Annotated in this window: 27 protein-coding genes; 14 read left to right on the top strand and 13 right to left on the bottom strand. The window is 65.1% G+C overall.

Features of this window, described 5'->3' with window-relative positions; all coding sequences use genetic code 11:
• Window positions 1-80: 80 nt before the first annotated feature.
• The 4 genes from PKKP23_RS09240 to PKKP23_RS09225 all read left to right on the top strand — a co-directional run bounded on the left by PKKP23_RS09240 (window position 81) and on the right by PKKP23_RS09225 (window position 4726).
• Window positions 81-878, top strand: a complete 798-nt coding sequence (locus PKKP23_RS09240) for a MetQ/NlpA family ABC transporter substrate-binding protein (RefSeq protein WP_126876672.1) — start codon at window positions 81-83, stop codon at window positions 876-878.
• Window positions 879-1135: 257 nt separating this feature from the next.
• Window positions 1136-1885 carry an electron transfer flavoprotein subunit beta/FixA family protein gene (locus tag PKKP23_RS09235; protein ID WP_114810210.1) on the top strand — a complete coding sequence of 250 codons (750 nt, stop codon included), beginning with the start codon at window positions 1136-1138 and terminating at the stop codon, window positions 1883-1885.
• 14 nt (window positions 1886-1899) lie between these two features.
• A complete protein-coding gene (locus PKKP23_RS09230) occupies window positions 1900-2835 on the top strand; it encodes an electron transfer flavoprotein subunit alpha/FixB family protein (RefSeq protein WP_017774600.1) in 936 nt (311 codons plus the stop codon).
• Between the two features lie 100 nt (window positions 2836-2935).
• Window positions 2936-4726, top strand: a complete 1791-nt coding sequence (locus PKKP23_RS09225) for an acyl-CoA dehydrogenase (protein ID WP_126876671.1) — start codon at window positions 2936-2938, stop codon at window positions 4724-4726.
• Between the two features lie 137 nt (window positions 4727-4863).
• On the opposite strand, the gene PKKP23_RS09220 is transcribed toward PKKP23_RS09225, so the two are convergent.
• Entirely contained in the window at window positions 4864-6150 is a 1287-nt protein-coding gene (locus PKKP23_RS09220) for a D-amino acid dehydrogenase (protein ID WP_126876670.1), read from the bottom strand.
• 141 nt (window positions 6151-6291) lie between these two features.
• Between PKKP23_RS09220 and PKKP23_RS09215 the strand changes: the two genes are divergently transcribed.
• Both PKKP23_RS09215 and PKKP23_RS09210 read left to right on the top strand, forming a co-directional pair.
• Window positions 6292-6780: an Lrp/AsnC ligand binding domain-containing protein gene (locus PKKP23_RS09215; RefSeq protein ID WP_017774603.1), complete on the top strand. Its 489-nt coding sequence runs from the start codon at window positions 6292-6294 to the stop codon at window positions 6778-6780.
• Between the two features lie 114 nt (window positions 6781-6894).
• Window positions 6895-8034 (top strand): PA0069 family radical SAM protein, encoded by a 1140-nt coding sequence (locus PKKP23_RS09210; RefSeq protein WP_126876669.1) that lies wholly within the window; start codon window positions 6895-6897, stop codon window positions 8032-8034.
• A 44-nt stretch (window positions 8035-8078) separates the two neighbouring features.
• On the opposite strand, the gene PKKP23_RS09205 is transcribed toward PKKP23_RS09210, so the two are convergent.
• Entirely contained in the window at window positions 8079-8543 is a 465-nt protein-coding gene (locus tag PKKP23_RS09205; RefSeq protein WP_126876668.1) for an NINE protein, read from the bottom strand.
• Window positions 8544-8934: 391 nt separating this feature from the next.
• Here PKKP23_RS09205 and rpsP point away from each other — a divergent pair, with 391 nt between their 5' ends.
• The 6 genes from rpsP (at window position 8935) to PKKP23_RS09175 (ending at window position 13341) form a co-directional block, all read left to right on the top strand.
• Entirely contained in the window at window positions 8935-9198 is a 264-nt protein-coding gene (gene rpsP, locus PKKP23_RS09200) for a 30S ribosomal protein S16 (RefSeq protein ID WP_017774606.1), read from the top strand.
• Between the two features lie 149 nt (window positions 9199-9347).
• Window positions 9348-10091: a ribosome maturation factor RimM gene (gene rimM / locus PKKP23_RS09195; protein WP_126876667.1), complete on the top strand. Its 744-nt coding sequence runs from the start codon at window positions 9348-9350 to the stop codon at window positions 10089-10091.
• Window positions 10092-10117: 26 nt separating this feature from the next.
• Complete coding sequence (trmD, locus tag PKKP23_RS09190) at window positions 10118-10945, top strand: tRNA (guanosine(37)-N1)-methyltransferase TrmD (RefSeq protein ID WP_126876666.1); 828 nt, start codon at window positions 10118-10120, stop codon at window positions 10943-10945.
• 93 nt (window positions 10946-11038) lie between these two features.
• Window positions 11039-11425, top strand: coding sequence for a 50S ribosomal protein L19 (rplS, locus tag PKKP23_RS09185; protein ID WP_017774609.1), 387 nt, complete (start codon window positions 11039-11041; stop codon window positions 11423-11425).
• Window positions 11426-11574: 149 nt separating this feature from the next.
• Window positions 11575-12258, top strand: coding sequence for a CoA pyrophosphatase (locus PKKP23_RS09180; RefSeq protein ID WP_017774610.1), 684 nt, complete (start codon window positions 11575-11577; stop codon window positions 12256-12258).
• 147 nt (window positions 12259-12405) lie between these two features.
• A complete protein-coding gene (locus tag PKKP23_RS09175) occupies window positions 12406-13341 on the top strand; it encodes a CobD/CbiB family protein (RefSeq protein WP_017774611.1) in 936 nt (311 codons plus the stop codon).
• Between the two features lie 62 nt (window positions 13342-13403).
• On the opposite strand, the gene PKKP23_RS09170 is transcribed toward PKKP23_RS09175, so the two are convergent.
• The 3 genes from PKKP23_RS09170 to PKKP23_RS09160 are packed head-to-tail and all read right to left on the bottom strand — an operon-like array spanning window position 13404 to window position 15961.
• Entirely contained in the window at window positions 13404-13724 is a 321-nt protein-coding gene (locus PKKP23_RS09170) for a putative signal transducing protein (RefSeq protein ID WP_017774612.1), read from the bottom strand.
• A 30-nt stretch (window positions 13725-13754) separates the two neighbouring features.
• Window positions 13755-14705: a ribosome small subunit-dependent GTPase A gene (rsgA, locus tag PKKP23_RS09165; RefSeq protein WP_017774613.1), complete on the bottom strand. Its 951-nt coding sequence runs from the start codon at window positions 14703-14705 to the stop codon at window positions 13755-13757.
• Window positions 14702-15961, bottom strand: coding sequence for a M48 family metallopeptidase (locus PKKP23_RS09160; protein ID WP_017774614.1), 1260 nt, complete (start codon window positions 15959-15961; stop codon window positions 14702-14704). Before PKKP23_RS09160 ends, rsgA begins: the two co-directional genes overlap by 4 nt.
• Window positions 15962-16051: 90 nt before the next feature.
• Here PKKP23_RS09160 and orn point away from each other — a divergent pair, with 90 nt between their 5' ends.
• Complete coding sequence (orn, locus tag PKKP23_RS09155) at window positions 16052-16684, top strand: oligoribonuclease (RefSeq protein ID WP_126876665.1); 633 nt, start codon at window positions 16052-16054, stop codon at window positions 16682-16684.
• A gap of 104 nt (window positions 16685-16788) precedes the next feature.
• On the opposite strand, the gene mog is transcribed toward orn, so the two are convergent.
• On the bottom strand, window positions 16789-17424 hold the full coding sequence (mog, locus tag PKKP23_RS09150) for a molybdopterin adenylyltransferase (RefSeq protein WP_126876664.1): 636 nt from the start codon (window positions 17422-17424) through the stop codon (window positions 16789-16791).
• A complete protein-coding gene (gene yjgA, locus PKKP23_RS09145) occupies window positions 17405-18007 on the bottom strand; it encodes a ribosome biogenesis factor YjgA (protein ID WP_275094564.1) in 603 nt (200 codons plus the stop codon). Before yjgA ends, mog begins: the two co-directional genes overlap by 20 nt.
• A 200-nt stretch (window positions 18008-18207) precedes the next feature.
• Here yjgA and pmbA point away from each other — a divergent pair, with 200 nt between their 5' ends.
• Window positions 18208-19578 carry a metalloprotease PmbA gene (gene pmbA, locus PKKP23_RS09140; protein ID WP_017774618.1) on the top strand — a complete coding sequence of 457 codons (1371 nt, stop codon included), beginning with the start codon at window positions 18208-18210 and terminating at the stop codon, window positions 19576-19578.
• 135 nt (window positions 19579-19713) lie between these two features.
• Here pmbA and PKKP23_RS09135 read toward each other — a convergent pair whose 3' ends face one another.
• The 6 genes from PKKP23_RS09135 to PKKP23_RS09110 all read right to left on the bottom strand — a co-directional run bounded on the left by PKKP23_RS09135 (window position 19714) and on the right by PKKP23_RS09110 (window position 26503).
• On the bottom strand, window positions 19714-20217 hold the full coding sequence (locus PKKP23_RS09135) for a dihydrofolate reductase (RefSeq protein WP_126876662.1): 504 nt from the start codon (window positions 20215-20217) through the stop codon (window positions 19714-19716).
• A 74-nt stretch (window positions 20218-20291) separates the two neighbouring features.
• On the bottom strand, window positions 20292-21761 hold the full coding sequence (locus PKKP23_RS09130; RefSeq protein WP_240658847.1) for a sigma-54 dependent transcriptional regulator: 1470 nt from the start codon (window positions 21759-21761) through the stop codon (window positions 20292-20294).
• An 81-nt stretch (window positions 21762-21842) separates the two neighbouring features.
• Window positions 21843-23288 (bottom strand): SlyX family protein, encoded by a 1446-nt coding sequence (locus PKKP23_RS09125; protein ID WP_126876660.1) that lies wholly within the window; start codon window positions 23286-23288, stop codon window positions 21843-21845.
• A 161-nt stretch (window positions 23289-23449) separates the two neighbouring features.
• On the bottom strand, window positions 23450-24253 hold the full coding sequence (locus tag PKKP23_RS09120) for a hypothetical protein (RefSeq protein ID WP_017774622.1): 804 nt from the start codon (window positions 24251-24253) through the stop codon (window positions 23450-23452).
• Between the two features lie 6 nt (window positions 24254-24259).
• Complete coding sequence (locus PKKP23_RS09115) at window positions 24260-24973, bottom strand: C39 family peptidase (protein ID WP_051061991.1); 714 nt, start codon at window positions 24971-24973, stop codon at window positions 24260-24262.
• Window positions 24974-25096: 123 nt separating this feature from the next.
• On the bottom strand, window positions 25097-26503 hold the full coding sequence (locus tag PKKP23_RS09110; RefSeq protein ID WP_126876659.1) for a hypothetical protein: 1407 nt from the start codon (window positions 26501-26503) through the stop codon (window positions 25097-25099).
• Between the last annotated feature and the right edge of the window lie 3 nt (window positions 26504-26506).

Below are 26506 nucleotides of genomic sequence, written 5' to 3'. Positions count from 1 at the left end.
CCGTGGCGTTCGCGACGCGGGCCATGCGTCAGTGCGTCAATAGACAACACACGAAACAACACACGTTTGGGGATTGAGTTATGCAACGTCGCTTCGTATTGAAACTGGCCGCCGTGCTCGGTGCCGCCACGCTGTTTGCCTCGGGCGCCGCGCGCGCCGACGAAACCATCAAGGTGGGCGTGACGGGCGGCCCGCACGCGCAACTGATGGACGTCGTGAAGACCGTGGCCGCGCGTAACGGCCTCAACATCAAGATCGTCGAGTTTTCGGACTACGTGCAGCCGAACGCGGCACTGGCAGGCGGCGACCTCGACGCGAACAGCTATCAGCACGAGCCGTATCTGCAGGCGCAGGTGAAGGACCGCGGCTACAAGATCATCAAGATCGCGGATACGGTGACGTTCCCGATGGGCATCTACTCGAAGCGCGTGAAGTCGCTGGCGGCGCTGCCCGTGGGCGCGAAGATCGCCGTGCCGAACGACCCGACCAACGGCGGCCGCGCGCTCCTGCTCCTGCAAAAGCAGGGCCTCATCAAGCTGCGCGCCGACGCGGGACTGAAGGCCACGCCGATCGATATCGTCGACAACCCGAAGAAGCTGAAGATCGTGGAACTGGACGCCGCGCAGATTCCGCGCTCGCTGGGCGACGTGGACGCAGCGGCCATCAATACGAATTTCGCGATGGAAGCGGGCCTCAAGCCCAGGCAGGACGCCATTGCCATCGAAGATCCGAACGGCCCGTACGTGAACATCATCGCGATTCGTGAGGCTGACCGTAACAAGCCGTGGGTGGCGAAGCTCGTGGCGGCGTACCACTCGCCGGAAGTGAAGCAGTACATCGAAACGAAGTTCGGCGGCGCGGTGGTGGCGGGCTGGTAATAGGCTGCGCAAAAACGGCGCGAGCAATATGGACGGCCGGTCCCGCGAGGCGGGCAGCAAAATTAGAGGCACCGGTCGGAGCCCGGGCTTGGCGCCTGGGTTTTTTCAAGGCTAAAATCGCACGACCGTTCGCTATTTCCGACGCCCAGCCCAAGGGCGGTATTGTTGATCGAAACGGCCTGCGGCGCCGCGGTGCGCAAGGGGCTGTCGCTATAATGTCCCGCAGGTTGACGTATTCGTAACTTTGGAGCGTGTGCATGAAAATCCTGGTGCCAGTCAAGAGAGTGGTCGACTACAACGTGAAGGTCCGCGTGAAGACGGACGGCACGGGCGTCGACATTGCAAACGTGAAGATGTCGATGAACCCGTTCGACGAAATTGCCGTCGAGGAAGCCGTGCGCCTGAAGGAAGCGGGCGTGGCGACCGAGGTGATCGCGGTGTCGGCGGGCGTGGCGCAGGCGCAGGAAACGCTGCGCACGGCGCTGGCCATCGGCGCGGACCGGGCCATCCTGATCGAATCGAACGAAGACCTGCAGCCGCTCGCTGTGGCGAAGCTGCTCAAGGCGCTCGTGGACAAGGAACAGCCGCAGCTGGTCATCCTGGGCAAACAGGCCATCGACGACGACTCCAACCAGACCGGCCAGATGCTTGCCGCACTCGCGAACCTGCCGCAGGCGACGTTTGCCTCGAAGGTGACGGTTGCAGACGGTAAGGCCACGGTGATGCGCGAAGTGGACGGCGGTGCCGAAACGCTCTCGCTGAAGCTGCCCGCCGTGGTCACGACCGACCTGCGCTTGAACGAGCCGCGCTACGTGACGCTGCCCAACATCATGAAGGCGAAGAAGAAGCCGCTCGAAACCATCAAGCCCGAGGATCTCGGCGTGGATGTGACGCCGCGCCTGAAGACGCTGAAGGTTGCCGAGCCGCCGAAGCGCTCGGCCGGCGTGAAGGTGCCGGACGTGAAGACGCTGGTGGAGAAGTTGAAGACCGAAGCGAAGGTGCTGTAAGGGAGCGACGACAAATGACGATTCTGGTAATTGCGGAACACGACAACGCGACCGTGAAGGGCGCGACGCTGAACACGGTGGCGGCTGCGACGAAGATTGGTGGCGACGTGCACGTGCTGGTGGCCGGCCACAACGCGCAGGGCGCGGCCGAAGCGGCGGCGAAGATTGCGGGCGTATCGAAGGTGCTGCTCGCCGATGCACCGCAGCTCGAAGCGGGCCTCGCGGAAAACGTCGAGGCGACGGTACTGAACATCGCGAAGGACTACTCGCACATCCTCGCGCCGGCCACGGCGGCGGGCAAGAACGTGACGCCGCGCATCGCGGCGAAGCTCGACGTGGCGCAGATCAGCGACATCACGGCCGTGGTCAGCGCCGACACGTTCGAGCGTCCTATCTACGCCGGCAACGCGATCGCAACGGTGCAGTCGGCGGACCCGATCAAGGTCATCACGGTGCGCACCACGGGCTTCGACGCCGTGGCGGCCGAAGGCGGCAGCGCGTCCATCGAGAAGATCGAGGCAGCGCCGGACGCCGGCATCTCGCAGTTCGTGAGCCGCGAAGTGACGAAGCTTGACCGTCCCGAGCTGACGAGCGCGAACATCATCGTCTCGGGTGGCCGGGGTCTCGGCAGCGGCGAGAACTACACGAAGGTGCTGGAGCCGCTCGCCGACAAGCTGGGTGCAGCGCTGGGCGCCTCGCGCGCGGCGGTGGACGCGGGCTATGTGCCCAACGACTACCAGGTGGGCCAGACCGGCAAGATCGTGGCGCCGCAGCTGTACGTGGCGGTGGGCATCTCGGGTGCGATCCAGCATCTGGCCGGCATGAAGGACTCGAAGGTGATTGTCGCGATCAACAAGGACCCCGAAGCACCGATCTTCAGCGTGGCCGACTACGGCCTCGTCGGTGATCTGTTTGCGCTCGTGCCCGAACTCGTCGGCGAACTCGGCTAAGCGCGGCACCCGCGCCTCGCAGAAGGCTATCGGCACACGAAGGGGGCGCGCACGGCGCCCCCTTTTTTATTGATATCAGGCAGTAGAGGAGACTGACTCAATGAGCTACACCGCCCCCGTCAAAGACATGCTGTTCGTGATGAACGAGCTTGCCGGCATCGATCAGGTCGCAAGCCTGCCCGGCTTCGAAGACGCTACGCCGGAGACGGCCCAGGCCGTACTGGAAGAGGCCGCGAAGCTGTGCGGCGACGTCATCGCGCCGCTCAACGTGGAAGGCGATCGCAACCCCAGCAGCTGGCACAACGGCGAAGTGAAGGCGACGCCCGGTTTCGCCGACGCTTTCCGGCAGTTCGCCGAAGGCGGCTGGCAAGGCGTCCAGCATCCTACCGATTACGACGGTCAGGGCCTGCCGAAGCTGATCGCCACTGCGTGTATCGAAATGCTCAATGCCGCGAACCTGTCGTTCGCGCTGTGCCCGCTGCTCACCGACGGCGCCATCGAAGCCCTGCTGACCGCAGGCACGGAGGAGCAGAAGCAGCGCTACGTGCCGAAGCTGATCTCCGGCGAATGGACCGGCACGATGAACCTCACCGAGCCGCAAGCCGGCTCCGATCTCGCACTCGTGCGCACGCGTGCCGAGCCGCAGGGCGACGGCACGTACCGTATCTTCGGCACGAAGATCTTTATCACGTGGGGCGAGCACGACATGGCGGGCAACATCGTGCATCTCGTGCTCGCGCGCACGCCTGGCGCGCCGGAAGGCGTGAAGGGTATTTCGCTCTTTACCGTGCCGAAGTTCCTCGTCAACGACGACGGTTCGCTCGGCGCGCGCAACGACGTGCATTGCGTGTCGATCGAACACAAGCTGGGCATCAAGGCGAGCCCGACGGCGGTGCTGCAGTTCGGCGATCACGGCGGCGCGATCGGTCAGCTCGTGGGCGAAGAAAATCGCGGCCTCGAGTACATGTTCATCATGATGAACGCGGCCCGCTTCGCGGTCGGCATGCAGGGCGTGGCGGTGTCGGACCGCGCCTACCAGAAGGCGCTCGCCTATGCGAAGGAGCGTGTGCAGAGCCGGCCCGTGGACGGATCGGCGAAGCAGGCCGTCACGATCATCCACCACCCGGACGTGCGCCGCATGCTGGCCACGATGCGCGCGCTTACGGAAGCGTCGCGCTCGCTTGCCTACGTGGCGGCCGCGCACTGCGATATCGCGCATCGCCACGCGGACGCTGCGACGCGCGAGCGGCATCATGCGATCTACGAGTTCCTCGTGCCCGTGGTGAAGGGCTGGAGCACGGAGCTTTCGCTCGAAGTGACGAGCCTCGGCGTGCAGGTGCACGGCGGCATGGGCTTCATCGAGGAAACGGGCGCGGCGCAGTACTACCGTGACGCCCGCATCCTGACGATCTACGAAGGCACCACGGCGATTCAGGCAAACGACCTCATCGGCCGCAAGACGGTTCGCGACGGCGGTGCGGTGGCGAAGGCCCTGATCGCGGAGATCGGGCAGACCGTCGAAGCGCTAGGCGCGCACGAAGGCGCGGCATTCGGTGCCATGCGCACGCAGTTGGCGCAAGGTCAGCGTGCGCTGCAGTCGGTTGTGGAGTATGTCGTTGCCAACGCGAAGGGCGATCCGAACGCGGTGTTCGCGGGCAGTGTGCCGTATCTGAAACTGGCCGGCATCGTGCTGGGCGGCTGGCAGATGGCGCGTGCCATGCTGGCCGCGGCCAGCAAGCGCGCGGAGGACCCGGCGTTCTACGAAGCGAAGATCGCCACGGCACAGTTCTTCGCGCAGCACGTGCTGCCTCAGGCTGGCGCGTTGGAGGTGTCGATCGTCAGCGCGAAAGGTGGCGAAGGCGTGTTTGCACTTGGCGAGGACCAGTTCTGAAACTGATGGGCCGGACGCCCTGCGAGAAGCGGGGCGCCTTGCGCGCGGAACGCGTTCCATAAGACAGAAGGCGCCCAATGTGGGCGCCTTCTTTTTTGCTTCTGCGAGCGTCTCGTGTGCGGCTCGCGCCAGTCGAATCAGGCGTATGCAGGACGCCCCGTGCCGCCCGTTTCGCCGAGGTAGCGATGGACGGAGAGGTCGTCGGCGCGAATGGCGGGTTGCTTGCCCGACATCAGGTCTGCGAGCAATTGGCCCGAGCCGCACGACATCGTCCAGCCCAGCGTGCCGTGTCCCGTGTTGAGGAACAGATTGGGCATCGGCGTGCGGCCCACCACCGGCGTGCCGTCCGGCGTCATCGGGCGCAGGCCGGTCCAGAAGGTGGCGTTCGAGGTGTCGCCGCCGCCCGGGAACAGGTCGTTCACGCACATTTCGAGCGTCTCGCGACGCGCATCGCGCAGGCGCTTGTCGAAACCGACGATCTCGGCCATGCCACCCACGCGGATGCGGTCGTCGAAGCGCGTGATGGCGATCTTGTACGTTTCGTCGAGCACCGTCGAAACCGGCGCAGCCTTGGCATCGACAATCGGTGCCGTGATCGAGTAGCCCTTGAGCGGATACACGGGAATCTTCACGATGCCCGACAGCAGCTTCGTCGAGTACGAGCCGAGGGCCACGACGAAAGCGTCGGCACGCACGAGTTCGCTGCCGCACTGCACGCCGGCAACGCGCCCACCCGCAACGGCGAGGCCATCGATGGCCGTGTTGTAGCGAAAACGTACGCCGAGTTCGCCGGCAAGCGCGGCAAGGCGCGTGGTGAACAACTGGCAGTCGCCGGTTTCGTCGCCGGGCAGACGCAGGCCGCCCGTGAGCTTGTGCGACACGGCGGCGAGCGCCGGCTCGGCACGCGACAGCTCTTCGGGCGTGAGCAACTCGTAGGGCACGTTCGCGTCTTTCAGCACGGTGATGTCTTTCGCGGCGCCCTCGAGTTGCTGCTGCGTGCGGAACACCTGCAGCGTGCCGCCCTGGCGGCCTTCGTACTCGATGCCGGTTTCGGCGCGCAGCGCTTGAAGGCAATCGCGGCTGTATTCGGCAAGGCGAACCATGCGGCCTTTGTTGACGGCGTAACGCCCGGCCGTGCAGTTCTGCAGCATTTGCCACATCCACTGCAGCTGGAAGCGCGTGCCGTCGAGGCGGATGGCGAGCGGCGCATGCTTCTGGAACATCCACTTCACGGCCTTGAGCGGCACGCCGGGAGCGGCCCAGGGCGAGGCATAACCCGGCGAGATCTGGCCTGCGTTCGCGAAACTCGTGTCGAGCGCAGGGCCGGTTTCGCGGTCGATCACCGTGACTTCGTGACCGGCGCGCGCCAGATAATAGGCGCTCGTCACGCCGACGACGCCACTGCCCAGAACGACGATTCGCATAGCTGCTCCATCCAGAAAGGGAAACTGGTCTGCGCGTCCGGAAAACCATGAAATATCGCGCGTATCCAGTATTTACGGCTATGCTATTGGTGTTGAGGTAGGTTTTGTTATTGTATTTTTCCAGTTTTCAGTAGAAAAACCATGCGCACACAACGCCAGCCCGTCCGGACCCTCGATCGCATCGATCACCGCATCCTGAAACTGCTCCAGCAGGACGGTCGCATGGCGATGAAAGACCTCGCCGAGCAGGTCGGTCTCTCGGTCACCCCGTGCACGGAGCGGGTGAAGCGCATGGAGCGCGACGGCATCATTACTGGCTACTACGCGCGGGTGAATCCCGGCATGTTGGGCGCGGCGCTGCTCGTGTTCGTGGAAATCACGCTCGATCACAAGAGCGGCAACATGTTCGAGCAGTTTCGCCGCGAGGTGCAGAAGATTCCTGAGGTGCTGGAGTGCCACCTCGTGTCGGGCGACTTCGACTACCTCATCAAGGCACGCATCGGCGAGATGGCGGACTACCGCAAGCTGCTCGGCGACATCCTGCTGCAGCTGCCCGGGGCGGTTCAGTCGAAGAGCTACGTGGTGATGGAAGAGATCAAGGAAACGCTGACGATCGCTGTGGGCGATTGACTGAACTGCGGCTCGAAGAACGGCTCGACAAACGGCCGAAGTACTGTATATTTATACAGCACTTCGGCCGTTGCCTCGTATGGCGCGGTCGCTTTCCGTTTGTCGTGTGCCGCCGTGAACGATCCCGACGCCGAATATTCCGAGTATCCCGTTGCCCCGCCCGCCCCATACAAGGGGCGCGGCGCCGTAACGAACCTGCAGGGCCGCTACGAAGTCAACCAGCGCGAAGCGTTCGACGACGGCTGGACACACCTCGACTCCCCGGAGGGCGACGTGCCGCCCCCGCTGCGCACGCAGGTGTTCGAGGAGCGCGCGAAGAGCATCCTTACGCGCAACCAGTCGCCGGATATTCCGTTCAGCATTTCGCTGAACCCGTACCGCGGCTGCGAGCACGGCTGTATCTACTGTTTCGCGCGCCCCACGCATGCCTATCTGGGCCTGTCGCCGGGCCTGGATTTCGAAAGTCGCATCTATGCGAAGGTCAACGCGCCGGAACTGCTGGCACGAGAGATTTCGAAGAAGTCCTATGTGCCGGAACCGATTGCGCTCGGCGTCAACACGGACGCATGGCAGCCCGTGGAGCGTGATCTGCGGCTCACGCGTCGCGTGATCGAGGTGCTGCACGATCGTCATCATCCGTTCGCCGCCATCACGAAGTCGTCGCTGATCGAGCGCGACCTCGACCTGCTGGCGCCGATGGCGGAACGCGGCCAGGTGATGGCTGCCATCACCATCACCACGCTCGATGCAGGCATTGCGCGCACGCTGGAGCCTCGCGCGGCGTCGCCCGCCCGGCGCCTGCGCACCATTCGTACGCTCGCTCAGGCGGGCGTGCCGGTGGGCGTGAGCATTGCGCCGGTGATCCCGTTTGTAACGGAGCCCGACATGGAGCGTATTCTCGAAGCGTGTACGGAGGCCGGCGCGACGAGCGCGAGTTACATCGTGCTGCGGCTGCCATGGGAAGTCGCGCCGCTATTCAAGGACTGGCTGGCAGCCCATTTTCCGGACCGCGCGGACCGCGTCATGAGCCGCGTGCGCGACATGCGAGGCGGCAAAGACTACGACGCCTCGTTCGCACGCCGAATGAAAGGCGAGGGGCCGTGGGCCGATCTGCTGAAACAGCGCTTCGGGAAAGCCGTGCGACGGCTCGGTCTCAACGAGCGGCGGCGCGGCATTCTCGACATTTCGCAGTTTCGCCGCGAACCGGTCGTGTTGCGGCGTGCGGCGGATGACCCGCAACTCGATCTGTTCTAGGCGGGCTGCCGGCTTGTGCGGCGTCGTGTCTCTTGCCGGTCCGATTACTGCGATAGCGACTTCGCCGCTTCGACCTGCGACTCGAAATAGGTCTGGAACGAGAGCGCAAGTCCCGTCATCAGCAGGAAGGCGCCGATCAGCAGCGAAAAGATGACGATGAAGATGACCGTCCAACCCGAGCGACTGCGACGGCCGGCCTGCGCGTTGAACTGCGCGTCCCACTTCTCGTCGGGGCGCAACCCGTAGACGATGGCGGCGAGAAACGCGGCCAGCAGCGACACTGCGCCGGGTAGCGCGAGTGACCATCCGAGGGCAGACTCGCGCTGGGTGGCGACGAGCAGCAAAAAGCCAGGAATGCCGATCACGGTGCCGACCAGATGTGCCCATCCCCAGACATCGCGCGGGCCGTATAGATAGAAGCGATGGGCTCCGATGCTGCCGAAGAAAAAGGCAAGAGCAGCGGTGAGCGTTTTGGAACGAAAGCGCGATGAATTCGAAGCGGTGGACATGGGAACGAGTGATGGTGGAGAGCGCCGCCGCTGCCTGTTGTGCCTGCGTCACGCTGCTCGGGATTCCGGCCGAGCCGAATTCTACGCCGACGGGACGGCGTAAGGCAGGTGGGACCGTCGGCGAATGCGTCGCGGCGAGAGTGACCGGGATGGGCTGGTTGCGGCGCCCGAATACGGTCGGCAGGGGTGCGGGCATAGGTACGGAATAGGCCCGCGGGCAAAGGCACGTCGGGTGGCAAGCCGCTTTGTGCCACCTTCGCGCAGCCGGGCCTGCATTGCCGTCACAGCCCGATTTGCAAGGTTCTCCGTTAAGTGTTTGTTATGGCGTTGGTTTCAGGCTATAATCGCCGGTTTCAGTGGTCCCGAACCCCCGGTTTTCAAGGATTCAAGTATGGTCATCATCCGTCTGGCTCGCGGCGGCTCGAAGAAGCGCCCGTTCTACAACATCGTTGCAACCGATTCGCGTAACCGTCGCGACGGCCGCTTCATCGAACGCGTCGGCTTCTACAATCCGGTCGCGACGAAGGGCGAAGCGCTGCGCATCGCGCAAGATCGCGTGACGTACTGGCAAGGCGTGGGTGCCCAGCTGTCGCCGGCCGTGGAGCGTCTCGTGAAGCAGGCGCAGAAGGCGCAGGCAGCAGCTCCGGCTGCGTAATCTGCTTGCATGAGCCGCGTGCATGAGCTTGTCCGGCTCCGCAGGGTCCGCGCTTGTGGGTGTGCATTCCCGGTTGCGTCGCGCAAACTCTGCGATGCCTGGCCGGTCGAGTGTGCCCCGGCAATTGAAACTGGCTGCGAGGTTCGCTGATGTCCGCACGTGATTCCGAACGATCGGGACGCGCTGGACCGGTGGAGCGCAGCCAGCGTCGCGTTCAGCCGTCGGCTTCCGGCGAAGGCGTCGCACCGTTCGGTGCATTCGTGCGCAAACCCGGCCGCAGCCGTGAAGCAACACGCGGCGAGTCGCAGGGCGCAGCAGAGGCGCCGGGCATGCGGCTCGAGTCGGAACAAAGCTGGCCGGTCGACGCGGTGGAAGTCGGCGCGATCGTCGATGCCTACGGTCTGAAAGGCTGGGTCAAAGTGGCGGCGCACGCGCAGGCCGGTCGCGGCGGCGATGCCCTGCTGGCTGCGAAGCGCTGGTGGCTCGAGAAGGGCCGCGAGCGCAAGTCGGTGCCAGTCGTGCTCGCCAAAACGCACGGCGACGCAGTGGTGGCGCAATTGGGCGGCACGGACGATCGCGATGCGGCACTCGCGCTGCGTGGTCACCGCGTGTATGTGAGCCGCACCGAGTTTCCGGCGCTCGAAGCCGACGAGTTTTACTGGGTCGATCTGCTCGGCCTCGAAGTTGTCAACGAAGGCGGCGAAGTGCTCGGCAAAGTGGCGAGCATGATCGACAACGGCGCCCACTCGGTGCTGCAGGTCGAGTATCCCTCCACCGGGAAAGACGGCAAGCCACTAACCGGCGAGCGGCTGATTCCGTTCGTCGGCGTCTATGTGAAGTCGGTGGACCAGGCGGCGAAGCGGATTGTCGTCGACTGGCAAGCCGACTATTGAACACGATTCGCTGAACGGAGAGAGCGATGCAGTTCGATGTCGTGACGCTCTTTCCTGAGATGTTCCGTGCGCTGACCGATTGGGGCATTACCAGTCGGGCCGCGAAGCAGCAGCGCTACGGGTTGCGTACGTGGAATCCACGCGATTTCACCACCGACAACTACCGCACGATTGACGACCGTCCCTACGGGGGCGGGCCCGGCATGGTAATGCTCGCCAGGCCGCTCGAAGACGCGATTGGCGCGGCGAAAGCGGCTCAGGCGCAACAGGGCATTACCGGTGCGAAGGTCGTGCTGATGTCGCCGCAAGGCGCGACGCTTACGCATGAACGCGTGATGCAGTTCGCACAGCAGCCCGGCCTCGTATTGCTGTGCGGGCGGTATGAAGCCATCGACCAGCGCCTTGTCGACCGTTGTGTCGACGAAGAAGTGAGCCTCGGCGACTTCGTGCTGTCAGGCGGCGAGCTGCCGGCCATGGCGCTGATGGATGCGGTGGTGCGACAGCTGCCGGGCGTGCTCAACGATGCGCAGTCGGCGGTGCAGGACAGCTTCGTGGACGGACTGCTCGATTGTCCCCATTACACGCGCCCTGAGGAATACGACGGCATGCGCGTGCCGGATGTGCTGCTCGGCGGGCATCATGCGGAAATCGAGCAGTGGCGCCGCCGCGAGGCATTGCGCAACACACTCTACAAGCGGCCCGATCTGATCGAGAAGGCCAGGAAGAACAAGATGTTGAGCCGCGCCGACGAGGCATGGCTCGCAAGTCTCGCGAAGGAAGCGCGGAAGGCATCGTCTTCGGCGGCCACTAGCGAGGCAAAAGGCGGCGCCGCTCCATGCGTGGACGGTGCCTGATGTGAACCCATCCTCTATCGGGGCCGTGGTGCCGGAATGCTGCTCAAGCCGGTACGGGCACGAACGCCGACAAGATGGCTTACGGAGTCAGTGATGAACCTCATCGGAAAACTCGAGCAGGAAGAAATCGAGCGCGTGCTCGCAGGCAAGACCATTCCCGAATTCGCCCCCGGCGACACGGTGGTGGTGAACGTGAACGTCGTGGAAGGCAACCGCAAGCGCGTTCAGGCGTACGAAGGCGTCGTGATCGCGAAGCGTAATCGCGGTCTGAACTCGTCGTTCATCGTGCGCAAGATCTCGTCGGGCGAAGGCGTCGAACGGACGTTCCAGACGTACTCACCGCTGCTCGCCAGCATCGTCGTGAAGCGTCGCGGCGATGTGCGTCGTGCGAAGCTGTACTACCTGCGCGAGCGTTCGGGCAAGGCTGCCCGGATCAAGGAAAAGCTGGTGTCGAAAGACCGCGCAGCTGCCGCAGAGTAAAAGCTGTAAGAAAAAGCACCCTTCCCGGGTGCTTTTTTGTTTGCCAGGTCAAAATAGCGATATGTGCAGATGTCCGCGCGACATCGCTATGTTCGCTGTCCGGCGGTAGCGCCCCGCCACGCACGCCGGTGCCCGTTCCGGGAGACCCGTTGATCCGTCCTGTATTCGAGCCTGAAAACCTGCCGGTCGAGTCGACCGGCACGGACCTGCCGCCTGTGCCGTCTGCCCGTTTGACGCCGGACGGCTTGCGCGCGCGCTTCGAGCAACGCCTGCTGTGGTCGCCTGAACCGTTCGAGCCGCGTCTCACGGAAGACGTCGACCCACGCGACGCAGCTGTGCTCGTACCGCTCGTAGTGCGAGAGGAGGGGCTGACGGTGCTGCTCACCCAACGTGCCGATCACCTCAACGATCACGCTGGCCAGATCAGTTTTCCCGGCGGCCGCCGGGAACCGGAAGACGCGGACGCCTTTGCCACCGCGCTGCGCGAGGCGAATGAGGAAGTGGGCCTCGATTCCGGACGCGTGGAAGTGCTGGGGGCCTTGCCGGACTACATCACGGGCACCGGCTTTCTGGTGGCGCCCGTGGTGGGTCTTGTGCATCCGCCCTTCACGGTGTCAGCGGATACGCTCGAAGTGGCGGACATCTTCGAAGTGCCGCTCAGCTTCCTGATGAATCCGAGGCACCATGAGGTGCGCGTGTTCCGCTGGGAAGGCGGCGAGCGACGCTTCTTCTCCATGCCGTATCCGCGCGGCGGCAGCACCGGTGGTCATTACTTCATCTGGGGCGCGACGGCCGGCATGTTGCGTAATTTCTATCGCTTTCTTGCGGCATGAAACGCCATGCCGACTGGAATGTGGCTCGTGCACATCACGCCGTTGTTGTTTCGATGTTGCGCCGCGGCCCGCGCGCATTCAGGCCCATCTGACCCTGTGCTATCGTTATAAAAGAATTCCAAACTTCCGAATCGCACGGCGCGTCGCATGACTTTTTTCTCCGTATTGCTGGCCCTCATCATCGAACAGGTGCGCGCGCTGTCGCCGACCAATCCGGTGTCCGCGCTGCTTCAATTTCACGCCGAGTCCGCGGCGCAAGGGTTCGACGCCGGCAAGAAAAAGCATGGGTTGCTCGCGTGGCTTGCGGTGGTGTTGCCGTGGACACTCGCGGTCGCGCTCGTCTATTACGTGTTGTATCGCATCAGCTTTGTGCTGGCGTTCCTGTGGAACGTCGTCATCGTCTATTTCACGCTCGGCTTCCGGCAGTTCAGCCACTATTTCACGGACATTCATCTCGCTCTGAATAGCGACGACGTGCCGCGCGCCCGCGAAATTCTCAATGAATGGACTGGCATGGACACCGTCGACATGCCGGTCGGCGAAATCGTGCGTCACACGCTCATTCACGCGGTTGTGGCGTCGCATCGGCACGTGTTCGGCGTGTTCTTCTGGTTCCTCGTGCCGATCGGACCCGCCGGCGCGGTGTTGTACCGGATTGCGGAATATCTCGCCCGCACATGGTCGCGGCCCGCCGACGATCGCACCGCGGCATTTTCCAGCTTCGCGCAGACCGCGTTCTTTCTGATCGACTGGGTGCCCACACGGCTCACGTCGCTGGGTTTTGCGATTGTCGGCAACTTCGAAGACGCGATTTACGCCTGGCGCAATCATGCGCACACGTGGCCAGACACCAACGAGGGGGTATTGCTCGCCGCGGGCAGCGGTGCATTGGGCGCGCGTCTCTCCGGGCCGCTTGCCGAGCCGTCGAGTCTCGATGCCCTGGCCACGGGCGACGGCGGTCCGCTGCAGGTTGGCGACGATTGCACGCCGCGTACGCTGCAATCCGCAGTTGGGCTGGTGTGGCGTGCGGTGATCCTGTGGATGCTGCTGCTCCTCATGCTCACCATCGCGATGTGGTTCTAACCCACCCGCGCTCGTAGATCCGCTTCAGCCTCTCCTTTCCGTTTCAGCGCCGCTGGTTTCAGTCAGTCCAGCGGATTGCGTGCCGTCCCGCATTGCCAGCACACGGTAAATTGCGCTTCCAGCGTTTCGCCGCATTGGCGGCAGCGCCACGGCGCCGCGTCCTTCGGCGGTCCGCTCATCGCGGCGGCGAGCAGCTTGCGCGCCACCGCCTCGTCGCGTTCGTCAACGAGCCACAGTTCCGGCGCACATTGTTCCGCCGGAATCTCGCCCATCGCGCCACTCAGATAGCGGTTGTGCATCTCGCACGCAATCCCGGCTGTCTCGAGTACGTTCAGCCAGTGCTGTGCGGTCAGCAGGTTCGGCGCGCTCGTGAGCTTGAGCATAGCGGTGGGCGGGCTGCGGCGACCGGATGGTCAACGCACGATCTGGCTCGCTTCGTGAACGAGCTGCGCGTAGAGCGCATGCCGTTCGCGGGCGATGCGGCCATCTTCGACGGCGGCGAGTATCGCGCACCCAGGCTCGTGCAGATGATGGCAGTTGTAGAAGCGGCAGTGCGCGAGTAGCGGCCGGAATTCCGGAAACGCGCGCTCGAGCCGTCCTTCTGTGAGATGGTGCAGCCCGAACTCCTGGAAGCCCGGCGAATCGATCAGCGCCCCGCCGCCCGCAAACGGGTAGAGCCGCGTGAAGGTCGTGGTGTGTCGGCCGCTGTTGAGTGCCGTCGAGATTTCGCGCGTGGCGGCTTCCGCGTCTGGAATCAGCAGGTTCACGAGCGTCGATTTGCCCATGCCTGACTGGCCGAGCAGCAGCGTGTCGTGGCCGTGCAGGTGCTCGGCGAGCACGGCCTGCGCTGCCTCCGGCGCCGCCTTGATCGATACTTCGAGCACGGAATAGCCAAGCGCGCGGTAGCGTTCGAGGCGCGCACGCGCCGCTGGCAGCGCGGCCTCTACGTCGGTCTTGTTGAGCAGGATGATCGGCTTCAGCTCGTTCGCTTCGGCCGCGACGAGTGCGCGGCCGAGCAGGTCCTCGCTGAAGTGCGGTTCGGTGGCGAGCACGATCAGCAACTGGTCGAGATTCGCCGCGAAGAGCTTCGACTTGTACTGATCCGAGCGGTAGAGCAGATTGCGCCGCTCGCCGATGGCCACGATTACGCCCTGGTCCGCGGAGGTCGGCTCATAGGTTACGTGGTCGCCCACGGCGACCTCGCTGCGCTTGCCGCGTGGAAAGCACTGCAGCGCAGCGCCGCCAGCGTCCGGGGTCACGAGGTAATGGCGGCCATGCGCTGCGATCACGCGTCCTTCCATGCGCTTACCTTGCGCGCGGTTTTCCGCGGCGCCTTGCGCCGCTTTCGGTGCGCGCCGCGTCATGCGTGCCGCAGCAGCCGGTCGATGCGCTGCGAAGCGGGCGGATGCGAGTAGTAAAACGCGGTGTAGATGGGGTCCGGCGTGAGCGTGGAGGCGTTGTCTTCGTAAAGCTTCACGAGCGCATTCACAAGATCTTTCGCGTCCGTTTGCGTGGCGGCGAACGCGTCGGCCTCGAACTCGTGCTTGCGCGAACTCAGGCTGCCGATGGGCGTGACGAAGAACAGGAACACCGGGACCGCGAGGAAGAACAGCACGAGCGCGAGCCCGCTGTTGTCGCCGATGAGCGACGGCCGCACGCCGAGTCCTTCGTAGAACCACACGCACTGCGAGAGCCAGCCGAGCAGCGCGAGCATGGCGAGGCTGATCGCGAAGGTGACGATCATGCGCTTGATGACGTGATGGCGCTTGAAGTGACCGAGCTCGTGCGCGAGCACGGCTTCGATCTCGCTGCCGGAGAGGCGCGAGAGCAGGGTGTCGAAGAACACGATGCGCCTTGCCGACCCGAAGCCTGTGAAATAGGCGTTGCCGTGTGCCGAGCGCCGGCTGCCGTCCATCACGAAGAGGCCCTTGGCCGCGAAGCCGCAGCGCTTCATGAGCCCTTCGATGCGCGTGCGCAGTGCGTCGTCCTTGAGCGGTTCGAACTTGTTGAAGAGGGGCGCGATGACCGTGGGGTACAGCACCAGCACGAGCATCTGGAACACGACCCAGACGACCCACGTCCACAGCCACCACAAGCTGCCCGCCTGGCGCATCAGCCACAGCACCACGAACAGCAGCGGCAGGCCGAACGCGGCGCCGAGCAGCACGCCCTTGAGGCGGTCGGCGAAGAAGATGCCCTTGCCCATGCGGTTGAAGCCGAAGCGCTCTTCGATCACGAACTGGCGGTAATAGTCGAACGGCACCTCGACAATGCCCGAAATGGCGACAACCGCTGCCACCAGTACGATCTGGCCGAGATACCCGCGGCCGAGCCACTCCGAAATTGCCAGGTCGAGCACCTGAACGCCGCCCACCAGCGTGAGCCCGATCAGCACCGCCGCGCCCACCACGATCTCGACCATGCCGAGGCGCGTGCGCGCAACCGTGTAGTCGGCGGCGCGCTGGTGGGCGGAAAGCGGGATGGACGTCGCGAACTGGTCCGGCACGATCTCGCGGTGCGCGGCGACGAAGCGGATCTGGCGCGAGGCGAGCCAGAGTTTCGTGACGACCATCGCAAGCACGGCGACGGCGAACAGCACGGTGAAGTACAGGGTAGGCATCCGGGGAATCCGTGGTATCTATGCGACAATTATATGTTCTCGCCGACCGGCCGGTGCGCCCTGCACCCCGCGACACACAAGGTTGCTTTCATGACTGACACTCTCGACTCCGTCACGCCGCCCGCGCTCGCGCGCAGCGACATGAATCTCATCTGGCTCGACATGGAAATGACGGGGCTCGATCCCGACAACGACCGCATCATCGAAGTCGCCGTCGTCGTGACGAATTCGACGCTGGACAAGATGGTCGAAGGGCCGGTGCTGGCCATCCACCAGAGCGACGAAACGCTCGGCAAGATGGACGAGTGGAACCGCAACACGCATGGCCGCTCGGGCCTGACTGACCGGGTGCGCGCCTCGACGGTGGACGAGGCTTCGGCCACGGAACAGCTCATCGCCTTTCTGTCGCAATACGTGCCGCCCGGCAAGTCGCCGATGTGCGGCAACTCGATCTGCCAGGACCGCCGCTTCATGGCGCGGTGGATGCCCGACCTCGAGCGCTTCTTTCACTACCGCAACCTCGACGTGAGCACCTTGAAGGAGCTGTGCCGCCGCTGGCAGCCGGCCATTTACAAGGGCTTCCAGAAGCGCGCCATGCACACCGCGCTCGCCGACATTCACGAGTCGATCGACGAACTGCAGTACTACCGCAAGCACTTCCTGATTCCGGCGGCCAGCGACTCGCTTGCCATCGACGCGAGCGCAGCGCAGGTCGACAAATAAGCCGGCCAATGAATTGGCGGCGGATGAGCCGACAAGCCCGCCGGCCACCGAGCGACCACGCTACCCGCGCGTACTGACCACGCGCATATAGCGCATACCGTGCGTTATGCCGTGCGCGGCGCCCGCCGCGCGCTCTTGGGCCGGAATGCCGCCACGACCGCGTCGTTGGTTTCCACGTACGGCCCGCCGATCAGGTCGATGCAATACGGCACGGCCGCGAAGATGCCCGGCACCTTCACGGCACCGCTCTCGTCGCGCAAACCTTCCAGCGTTTCCTTGATCGACTTCGGCTGTCCCGGCAGGTTGACGATCAACGCCGCGTGCGTCGCCGACGTCTGGCTTTCGCGGATCACCGCGACCTGGCGCGAGAGAATCGCGGTGGGCACGAAGTTCAGGCTGATCTGCCGCATCTGTTCGCCGAAGCCCGGCATTTCCTTCGTTGCCACGGCAAGCGTGGCTTCGGGCGTCACGTCGCGCCGCGCGGGGCCGGTGCCACCCGTCGTCAGCACGAGGTCGCAGCCTGCCGTGTCGACGAGTTCCACGAGCGTCGCGGAAATGGTCGCTGCATCGTCGGGGATGAGCCGCGTTTCGGCGCGCCACGGCGAGCTCAGCGCCGCGCCAAGCCAGGCGGTGAGCGAGGGAATGCCTTCGTCCTGATAGACGCCGCTCGTGGCCCGGTCGCTGATGGACACGAGGCCGATCACGATTTCGTCGGGATGGTTACGCGTGGGAGTCGTCATCGTCGGTTCCTTCGCCTGCGTCGCCGGTGTCTTCGTCGGTGCTGCCGCTCACGTCCTTGATCCACTGAAAGAGTTCGCGGAAGTAGCGGGGCGGCTTGCCCATCTGCGCTTCCTTGCGCGCGTTGCGGATCAGCGTGCGGCCTTCCTGGGCGTCGGCGGCGGGGTGCTCGCGCAGGAACGCCGTGAACGCGGCGTCGTCGGCGAGCAGTTGTTCGCGGGTACGTTCGATCCAGTGGAGTTGTGCCGTGGCCGCGCGGTTCACGCCGCGGTAGGTTTCCAGCGCCGTGCGCAACGCTTCGGTCTCTTCGTCGGCCAGTCCGCGCATCACGCGGCCGACGTACTGCAGTTGGCGGCGCTTGCCTTCGTGGTCGGTGATGCGGCGCGCTTCGGCAACGGCGTCGGCGAGATGCTCTGGCATCGGCATGCGCTTGAGCGCGTCTTTCGGCAGTTCGACGAGCGCCTTGCCCAGCTCCTGCAATGCGTGCATTTCACGCTTCAGTTGGGATTTGCTGGGGCGATCGTAGCCGTTGTCGTCTTCCTCGACGGCCGCGTGCATAGGTTGGATGCGGGTTTTGCGTGTCATGGGCCGTATTGTAGCGTGGGCCTGTCACGGGACAGCTCCGGCCCGGCCCGCCGGCGCGCCGCACAGCCGCGCCGGCCAACGCCGTCAGGCTGCGGCGCATGTCTTTGCGCGGACCTTGCTATGATCGCGTGATACGTGACGAAATTGCCACGCACCTTATCCCGGGCCACCCAGGGCCCCGAACCCGGACAGCAAACACAATGGCAGCAGACATCGAAGCCCGGCAACGCTTTTTCCCGCACACCCAGGACGAGCTCAAGGAGATCGCGTCGGACATCCTCCGCCACGCGAAGGCGCTCGGCGCGACCGATGCCGGCACCGAGATTTCCGAAGGCGACGGCCTCTCGGTGTCGGTGCGGCGCGGTGAAGTCGAGACCATCGAGCACAACCGCGACAAGATGGTGGGCGTGACGGTCTACATCGGCAACAAGCGCGGCAACGCGAGCACCTCGGACTTCTCGTCGCAGGCGCTCAAGGACACCGTTGCGGCCGCCTACAACATCGCCCGTTTCACGGCTGAAGACGATTGCGCGGGCCTCGCCGAGGCCGAACTGCTGGAAACGGCGCCGCGCAACCTCGACCTCTACCATCCGTGGAATCTCACCGCCGACGAGGCTGTCGCGCTCGCGCGTCGCGCCGAAGAAGCCGCTTTTGCCACCGATTCCCGCATCCGCAACTCGGAAGGCGCGAGCGTGTCGGCGCAGCACTCGCAGTTCGTGCTGGCCACCACGCGGGGCTTCCTCGGGGGGTATCCGTATTCGCGCCACTACATCGCCTGTGCGCCGATTGCGGGCGAAGGCCGCCACATGCAGCGCGACGACTGGTACTCGTCGAAGCGCAGTGCGGCAGAACTGGCGCAGCCCGAGGCCGTGGGCCGCTACGCCGCCGAACGCGCGCTCGCCCGCATGGGCGCGCGCGGGCTCGATACGCGCAAGGTGCCGGTGCTGTTCGAGGCGCCGCTCGCCTCCGGCCTGCTCGGCGCGTTCGTGCAGGCCACGAGCGGCGGCGCGCTGTACCGCAAGACCTCGTTTCTGGTCGACAGCCTCGGCAAACCCGTGTTCGCGCCGCACATCCAGATCGTCGAAGACCCGCACGTGCCGCGCGCCATGGGCAGCGCACCGTTCGACGAAGAAGGCGTGCGCACGAAGCAGCGTTCGGTCGTGAAGGACGGCGTGGTGGAAGGCTATTTCCTCTCCACGTATTCGGCGCGCAAGCTCGGCATGCAGACCACGGGCAACGCGGGCGGCTCGCACAACGTCTCGCTGCTCAGCACGCAAACGCGGCCCGAAGACGACTTCAAGGCGATGCTGAAGAAGCTCGGCACGGGCCTGCTGCTCACGGAGTTGATGGGGCAGGGCGTGAACTACGTGACGGGCGACTATTCGCGCGGCGCCTCGGGTTTCTGGGTCGAGAACGGCGAGATCCAGTATCCGGTGGAAGAGATCACCGTGGCGAGCACGCTTCAGGAGATGTTTCGCAACATCGTTGCAGTGGGCGCCGACACCATCGTGCGCGGCACCAAGCAGACCGGTTCGGTGCTGATCGAACGGATGACGGTGGCAGGGCAGTAAATAGCAGGCGCAAGTTACCGCAACAGCGGGCGGGCCTGCGCGGCGGGTTGGCACAGGCCGCCGCTCTTTGTGTCACATCGGTGAGCGGCGCATTCGGCCGCTCGCCTCCCTCGCAGTTCTTTCCCCGAATACGCCTCAAACCCCCGGCTTGCGCGCGTAGACCACAAACGCGAATTCGAAGTCATTGGGCGCCGCGGCCCGGTGGGCTTCGCGCGAGACTTCGTCCCACGTGAGCGGGTCCGGCGCCGGGAAGGTGGTATCGCCCGCGAAGTCCGCGGCAATCTCGGTGACGATCAGTTTTTGCGCCCGCTCAAATCCTTCGCGGTAAAGCTCGGCGCCGCCAATCAGGAATGCCTCTGCGGCGCCGTCGCGCGCGGCGAGCGCGAGCGCGTCGTCAAGACCCGTCACGGTGTCGCAGCCTTCGAAGTGGCGCGCCGGGTCGCGCGTGACGACGATGTTGCGCCGGCCCGGCAGCGGCCGGCCGATCGACTCGTGCGTCTTGCGCCCCATGATGATGGGCGCGCCCATCGTGGTGCGTTTGAAAAACGCGAGGTCTTCGGGCAGCCGCCAGGGCAGTTGGTTGTCGCGGCCGATTACGCCGTTGCGCGCGCGCGCAACGATCAAGGTGAGCGTCGTCATGAAAACAGGAAGGGCAGTCGTGAATCTCGCGATTCTAACCGACCGCCCTTCGTCGCCCGGCTGCGTGCGCGGCGTTACTCGTGTCCTTCCGCTTCCCCGCCGAACAGGTTCTTCTCGTCGCTTGCGCTCGCGTCGCGCAGGCCGTGCGCGCCCATCAGCCGGTACAGCGTCACGCGCGAGATGCCGAGGTCGGTGGCCGCTTCGTTGAGCCGGTGCCGGTGGCGCAGCAGCGCCGACTCGATCGCGCGCTTCTCGGCGGCCTCGCGCGCCTGCGCGAGCGTCATGGTCTGCTGCGCCGTGAAGTGCTCGAGGTCGAGGTCTTCGGCCGAAATCAGCTTGTTCTCCGCCATCACGATGGCGCGGCGCACGCGGTTGATGAGTTCGCGCACGTTACCGGGCCAGTTGTAGTTGTACATGGCCTCGATGGCCGACGGCGTGAAGCCGCGAATCTTGCGCGCGCTGTCGGTCTTGAATTTGTGCAGGATGTGATGCGCGAGGATCTCGATGTCCTTGCCGCGCGCGCGCAGCGGCGGTTCGTCCACGCGCAGCACGCAGAGGCGGTGAAAGAGGTCCGCGCGAAAGCGGCCGTCGCGCATCGCCGCTTCGAGATCCACGTGGGTCGCCGAGATGATGCGCACGTCAACGGGAATCGACTCGTGCCCGCCCAGCCGCTCGATCTTGCCTTCCTGCAGAAAGCGCAGCAGGCTCGCCTGGCTTTCGAGCGGCAGGTCGCCGATTTCATCGAGGAACAGCGTGCCGCCGTCCGCGGCTTCCACGCGGCCGACCTTGCGCTGGTTCGCGCCCGTGAACGCGCCGCGCTCGTAGCCGAAGAGTTCGGACTGCAGCAGGTGATGCGGAATCGCGCCGCAGTTGATCGGCACGAAGGTGGACTTGCGCCGCTGCGAGCGCTCGTGGATGGCGAGCGCGGTGAGTTCCTTGCCCGTGCCCGATTCGCCCGAGATGAAGACGGTCGCGTCGGTGTTCGCCACCTTCCGGATGGTGCGAAAGAGCTGCTGCATTGCCTCGCAGGTGCCCACCATTTCGTCGTCGCCGGCGGTGGCCACGCCCGCCACGAAGTCGAGATCGCAGAGCGTGACCATGCCGTAGGCGTGGCCGACGAGATAGTCGATGGTTGCATTGGCAACCGGGATCTTCACGTAGTCGAAGCAGTAGTGGCGAATCAGGCGGCGCACTTCCGGGTCGGCAAGCCGCTCGCTGTTGGCGAGCGCAATCCAGCCGATCTGCTGCTGGCGCAGCGCGGATTCGAGCCCGGCAACGTCGCGGGCGGCGAAGCTCGTGAGATCGACAATGCCCGCGCAGGTTGCGTCGGGCTTGGCCAGCCGGGCGACGTCGTGCGCGGAGCGGGCGACTGAAATGTTCCAGCCGCGGCTCTTCAGGTGTGCCGCCAGGTCGTCGTCGGGGGAGCGCGCGACGTAGAGCAGCAAGCGTTCGGCCTGAGCAGTCGTCAAAGGTGTCGTGTCCTCGGTTCGGGCGGGCGAAGTGTTCTTGTGGCGCTGCGCTTCGATCTTGTCCGGGCTCGTCATGACGAGACGGGGGGCCGAGCCCGCTAACGACGTAACTGTACCGCTCAAGTGGGGTGATTCGCGCACGATGAGCCTCTTACATCAGAAAGTGTAGGGAAAGCGCACGCCAACCACGAAGTTCGGCGTATCGGGCGTGAGGCCGATCGATACCGAGCCGTTGATGGTCAGATGCTTGTTTACCACGTGATTCAGGCCGAACGTCACGGCGGAGGCGGTGGTTTCGCTGCCCGGCACCTTCGACCAGGCACCGCCGGGCGCCTTCGTTTCGGTGGCGGGTTCCAGCGCCATGGTGTAGGCCACGCTTGCCGAGTCCTTGTCGGAGAAGGCGAGCGCGACGCCGCCGCCGAACTGGATCACGTCGCCCAGCTTGACGGTGGCGGGCTGCGTCTGCCCGACCACCGACGAGATGTCCGCGAACGAGCGCGACACGTTGTACGTGTACGAGAAGCTGCCGAACAGCACGACCGGGTCGTAGGTCTTCAGCACCGACACGCCGCCCGTGATGTTCCAGAAGCCCGTGCCCGTGGGCAGCTTGGTCGGCGCGACGAGGTTGGTATTGTCCGCATCCACCTGCACGACCTTGATGCCGAAGGGCGAGGTGCCGGTGGGCGCCTTCACGCGCAGGCTCGCCACCACGTCGGGCAGATTGCCGGTCTCCTTGAGCAGCTGATAGTAGAGGCCGAAGTTGACGTCGCCGAGCGCATGCGAGCTGGCGGACGCATCCGACATCGTGCTCGCCGACCCGCCCGCGCCGCCCACGATGAAGTTGCTCGTGCGGTACATGTAGGGCACGTCGGCGTCGATGCTGATGCGGTCGGTGAGCCCGTAGCGCACGTCGAGGTCCGACATGACCTGGTGCGACTTCGTCTCGCCCAGGTTGATGTTGCCGAGGAAGATCGCGTCGAGCGCGAGGAAGCCGGAAAGCTGCAGTTGCCGGCGATCGTAATAGGTGTCGTTGATGCCCCAGTCGAGCGTGAGCTTGTGGTCGAAGAGCGGGGCGTGTTCGCGTTGCACGACGGCTTCTTCGGCCTGGGTGCGGGCGGGCTCGGCGGCCTTCTGGGTCTGACCGATCGCGCCTGGCGATTCGCCTGACGACGGCGCGCCGCCTGTCCCTCCACCCGTGCCTGCGGCCTTTGCGCTCGCGCCTTCAGGCACCGGCGGCGTGACCGGCACGCCCGTGGCCGTGCCCGTGCTGCTGCCTGGCGCATTCGCGTTGGGATTGATCTGTGCGAGCGGCGGCAGCGGCACCGGCAGGCCGTCGGCGCCGGGCTGCTGGGCAGCGGTGCTGTCGGCTGCGCCGTTGTCGGCGGGCGCGGCGCCTGCGCCGGGCAGCCCGCGCCCGCGCTGTGCCATCTGGAGATCCGTCACCTGGCGCTCCAGCGAATTGATCTGTCTCTGCTGCTCATCGACCACACGCATCAGCGTGTTGAGCCGGTCTTCCAGCGACTGATGCGCAAGCGCCTGCGCGCCTGCTCCCTGCGATATGGCGAGCAGCATCACTGCTGCCGGAATGGCCGCCAACGCCATGCGCGGCCCCCTCGTCCTCTGCAAGCGGTTCATTGTTGGTCCCCCGGTGTTGCGGCCGCGCAGCACCGGTCTCCTGTGATGTGCGCGACTGCGTTCTTCTTCCGTGTACTGCCTTTGTTTCTGCGCGTCCTCGGTGACGCGCGTGCGGGCCGGCTGCCCGCCTATCTCCTCACACCGTTCTGCAGGGCTTGTAGTACGCCGAGCTGGCGTAGCGCGTCGGCCGACATCGGCTGCGTCTGCAGATGCAGTTGCAGCTGGTTGGCCACTTGCTGGTTATTGCCTGCGATCTGAAGGAGTTGCCCGATCATGCTTGCCTGTTGGGCGTTGGTCGGTGCAACCGTTTGCGTGGCGATGCCTGCGGGTGTTTGCAGGGCCACCTTGATGCCGCCGCTGCCGAACGTGATGCCGGCTTTGACCGAACCGTCGGCACTGCTGGCGGCAGCCGAGGTCGCGTTGTTCCAGGCGGCGGGCGATGTGTGAGCGTTGGTGGCCGCGTTGAAGTCGATGGCGGCCTGGTTGCTGCCGATGTTGCTGTTGCCCGCGATCTGGGTGATCTGCGAAACGCCGTTGACACTGACGTTTTCGCCACCTGCGGCGCCCGCGTTCGGATTGGCGCCGCCGCTTGCGTTGTGCGCTGGCTCCGTGACCGAAGCCTGCGAACTCACCTGGGCGGCCACCTGGTTGAGCTTGCCGGTCACGAGCGAGAGCGCGCCTTGCGCGACGGCCGTGGCCCCGTTGGGCATTTTCCAGCTGGAGAGCAGTTCCACCACCACGCCCGAGATGATGTCTCCAGCCAGCCCCTTGCCGGTTTGTGCTGCGAGCACGTTGTCGTCCACGGCCTGAAGCCTGAGCGCCGGGACGTTGTCGAAAACGGTCGAACCTTGCCCGGCAGCATGGGCGACCGAAGCCAGACCGAGCGTGGTGATGCACAACGCGCAGCCGGCGGTGAGAAGGTTTCTATCCATGACGAGTCAGAACAACTCTGCCTTGATCAGACCGAACTCTACGAAGGGAATCGCTGCACTTCCGTCTTCCAGCGCACGTTGGCGCAGCTTGAGCGCATGCGATTCGTTGCCCTGCAAAAGCGGAGAGTCCTCCAGAAAAGGTTTGCCGACGACGGCAAAGACGAGCCCGTTCCACTTCTTCACGAAGTCGTCTTCGAGCACGATGCGGTTGCCGAGCGCGGGGTCGGCGACGAAGATGCGGCCGTACTCCGCGTGCTTGACGATGACGAAGTGCTCGTAACCGTCGCTGTTCATCAGCACGAGCACGGGGATCTGCAGGTGGTAAAGCGCCTCGGAGGTGACGCGAAAGCCGCGGCCGCGCAGCCCGATGGTCTCGACGAACTTCTTCATGTCGAGCATCGAAAAGCCGTTCTTGACGACGACCTCGGGAGTCGAGAACGCCATCATGCGGGCGATGAGTTCGCTTTCGGGAATGTCGATGCCGTAGCCGTACTTGAGCAGCGTGGCAAGCGCAGCGGACCCGCAGCTGTAGTCGAACTGCTGCGTGACGATGTGGTTGTAGCGCAGCTCGCGCACCGAGCGCACCTTCACGTTGAAGGGCACGCCGGCCGCGGCGTTCATGTTGAGGGAAGACTGCGCGCGCACCGCGTGCGGCACGACGCATGAGACGGCCAATGCCAGCGCGGACAAAGCAGCGGCCCTGCTCGTTCCAACGAACATGATGTCCCCCTTGGTGATGCGGGCCGACCGGCCTCGACATCAGGTCCGGACCGGCCTCGACGCCGATGTCGAGGCCGGCCGGTTTTTCCCCGTGCAGTGCTGTTGCCTGCGGTGGGAGGTGGCTTAGTGCGATGCCACGCTCGCGACTGCGAGGCCGTTGTGCTGCAGGTTGCCCACGCCCGACGCGATGTTCACGCCGATGTTGCCCGTGGCGCCTGCAAGCGCGCCGGCGCCGAGGTACGACGAGCCGGTGAAGCTGCCCTTCACGCCGGCTTCGGCGGTCTGGCAGTTCTGGTCGCTCGCGATGACCTCGCCGCCGTTGCCGCTCTTGCTATGTTCATCCCAGCCCCTCGGGTCGCTCTTCGAGACCGTCGTGGACGACACGGCGAGGCTGTTGTTCTGCACGTTGCCCGCGCCCGACGCCACGTTCACGCCGACATTGCCCGACGCGCCGGCCAGCACGCCGGAGCCCACGGCCGCCACGAAGTTGAGCGGACCCACCTTCGCCTTGCCCGACGAGCTTTGCGTCGAGAAGATCTGCGCGCTGCCGAACACCGGGCCTACGTCCATGTTGGCGAGCGCGGCGTCGTTGGACTGCGCATTGTTGGCACCCGTGGCCATGTTCACGCCGATGTTGCCCTGTGCGCCTGCGAGTGCGCCCGAGTCGATCGTCGCGGCCATCGTGGTGGTCTTGCGCGTGTCGATGTGCTCCGTGACCGAGCCCGTCACCGTCACGCGGCCGGCGTCTTCGGCGTAGTTGCGGTTCCAGCCGTAGGCGTGAGCGTGAGCCGAGTAGTCGTTCGACGTGAACGAGCCGCTGCCGCTGTTGGTGTGCGTCGCGCTGCTCTGGCCGCTTGCCGCGAAGCCGCCCCATGCCACGTCGTAGCCGCTCGCGTTGCCGTGGAAGCCGCCGCCGAAGTTCGACGATTCGTGCGTGTTGAGCGCACCGGCGAAGCCCGCCGCCACGCCGCCGAAGATCACGCCGGGGCCGCCGCCCAGGCCCGCGATGAAGCCCGCCGCGATGAAGCCGTTCGCGGACTGATGCGTGTTCGCGTACTGGTAGCCGCCATAGTTGGCCGAGATGCCCGAGGCGAAGCCGCCACCCTTCACGAAGCTGCCGCTCTTCGACCAGTTCGAGGTGCTCGTATGCGTGTTGTTGTACGCATAGCTGTCGTTCTTGTACGAGTCACTCACGCTCCAGCTGCTGCCGCTGCCGCTTGCGTTGTCCCAGGCGTGCGTGGTGTTCACGTTCGTCGTGATGTTGCCCTTGGTGTACGACTGCGGCGGACCTTGCATGTCCACGCCGCCGATGTTGACGCTCTGCGAGTTGTTGACCGTCGCGCCCGAGCTGGCCGCCACGTTCACGTGGCCACGCAGCGTGATGAAGCCGAATTCGCCGATGTCGGTGTAGATGTTGGTGGCCGTGAAAAGCTCGGCGGGGTCGCAGCCGGATCCGCAATTGCGTTCGCCCGCGTAGGCGCCGGTGACCATCGTCGACAGAACAGCCGCTGCAATGAGAGTGCGTTTCATGAT

The sequence above is a fragment of the Paraburkholderia kururiensis JCM 10599 = LMG 19447 genome (assembly GCF_003986935.1).
In the GTDB taxonomy this organism is placed as follows: domain Bacteria; phylum Pseudomonadota; class Gammaproteobacteria; order Burkholderiales; family Burkholderiaceae; genus Paraburkholderia; species Paraburkholderia kururiensis.
This window is presented reverse-complemented; position numbering and strand designations above follow the sequence as displayed.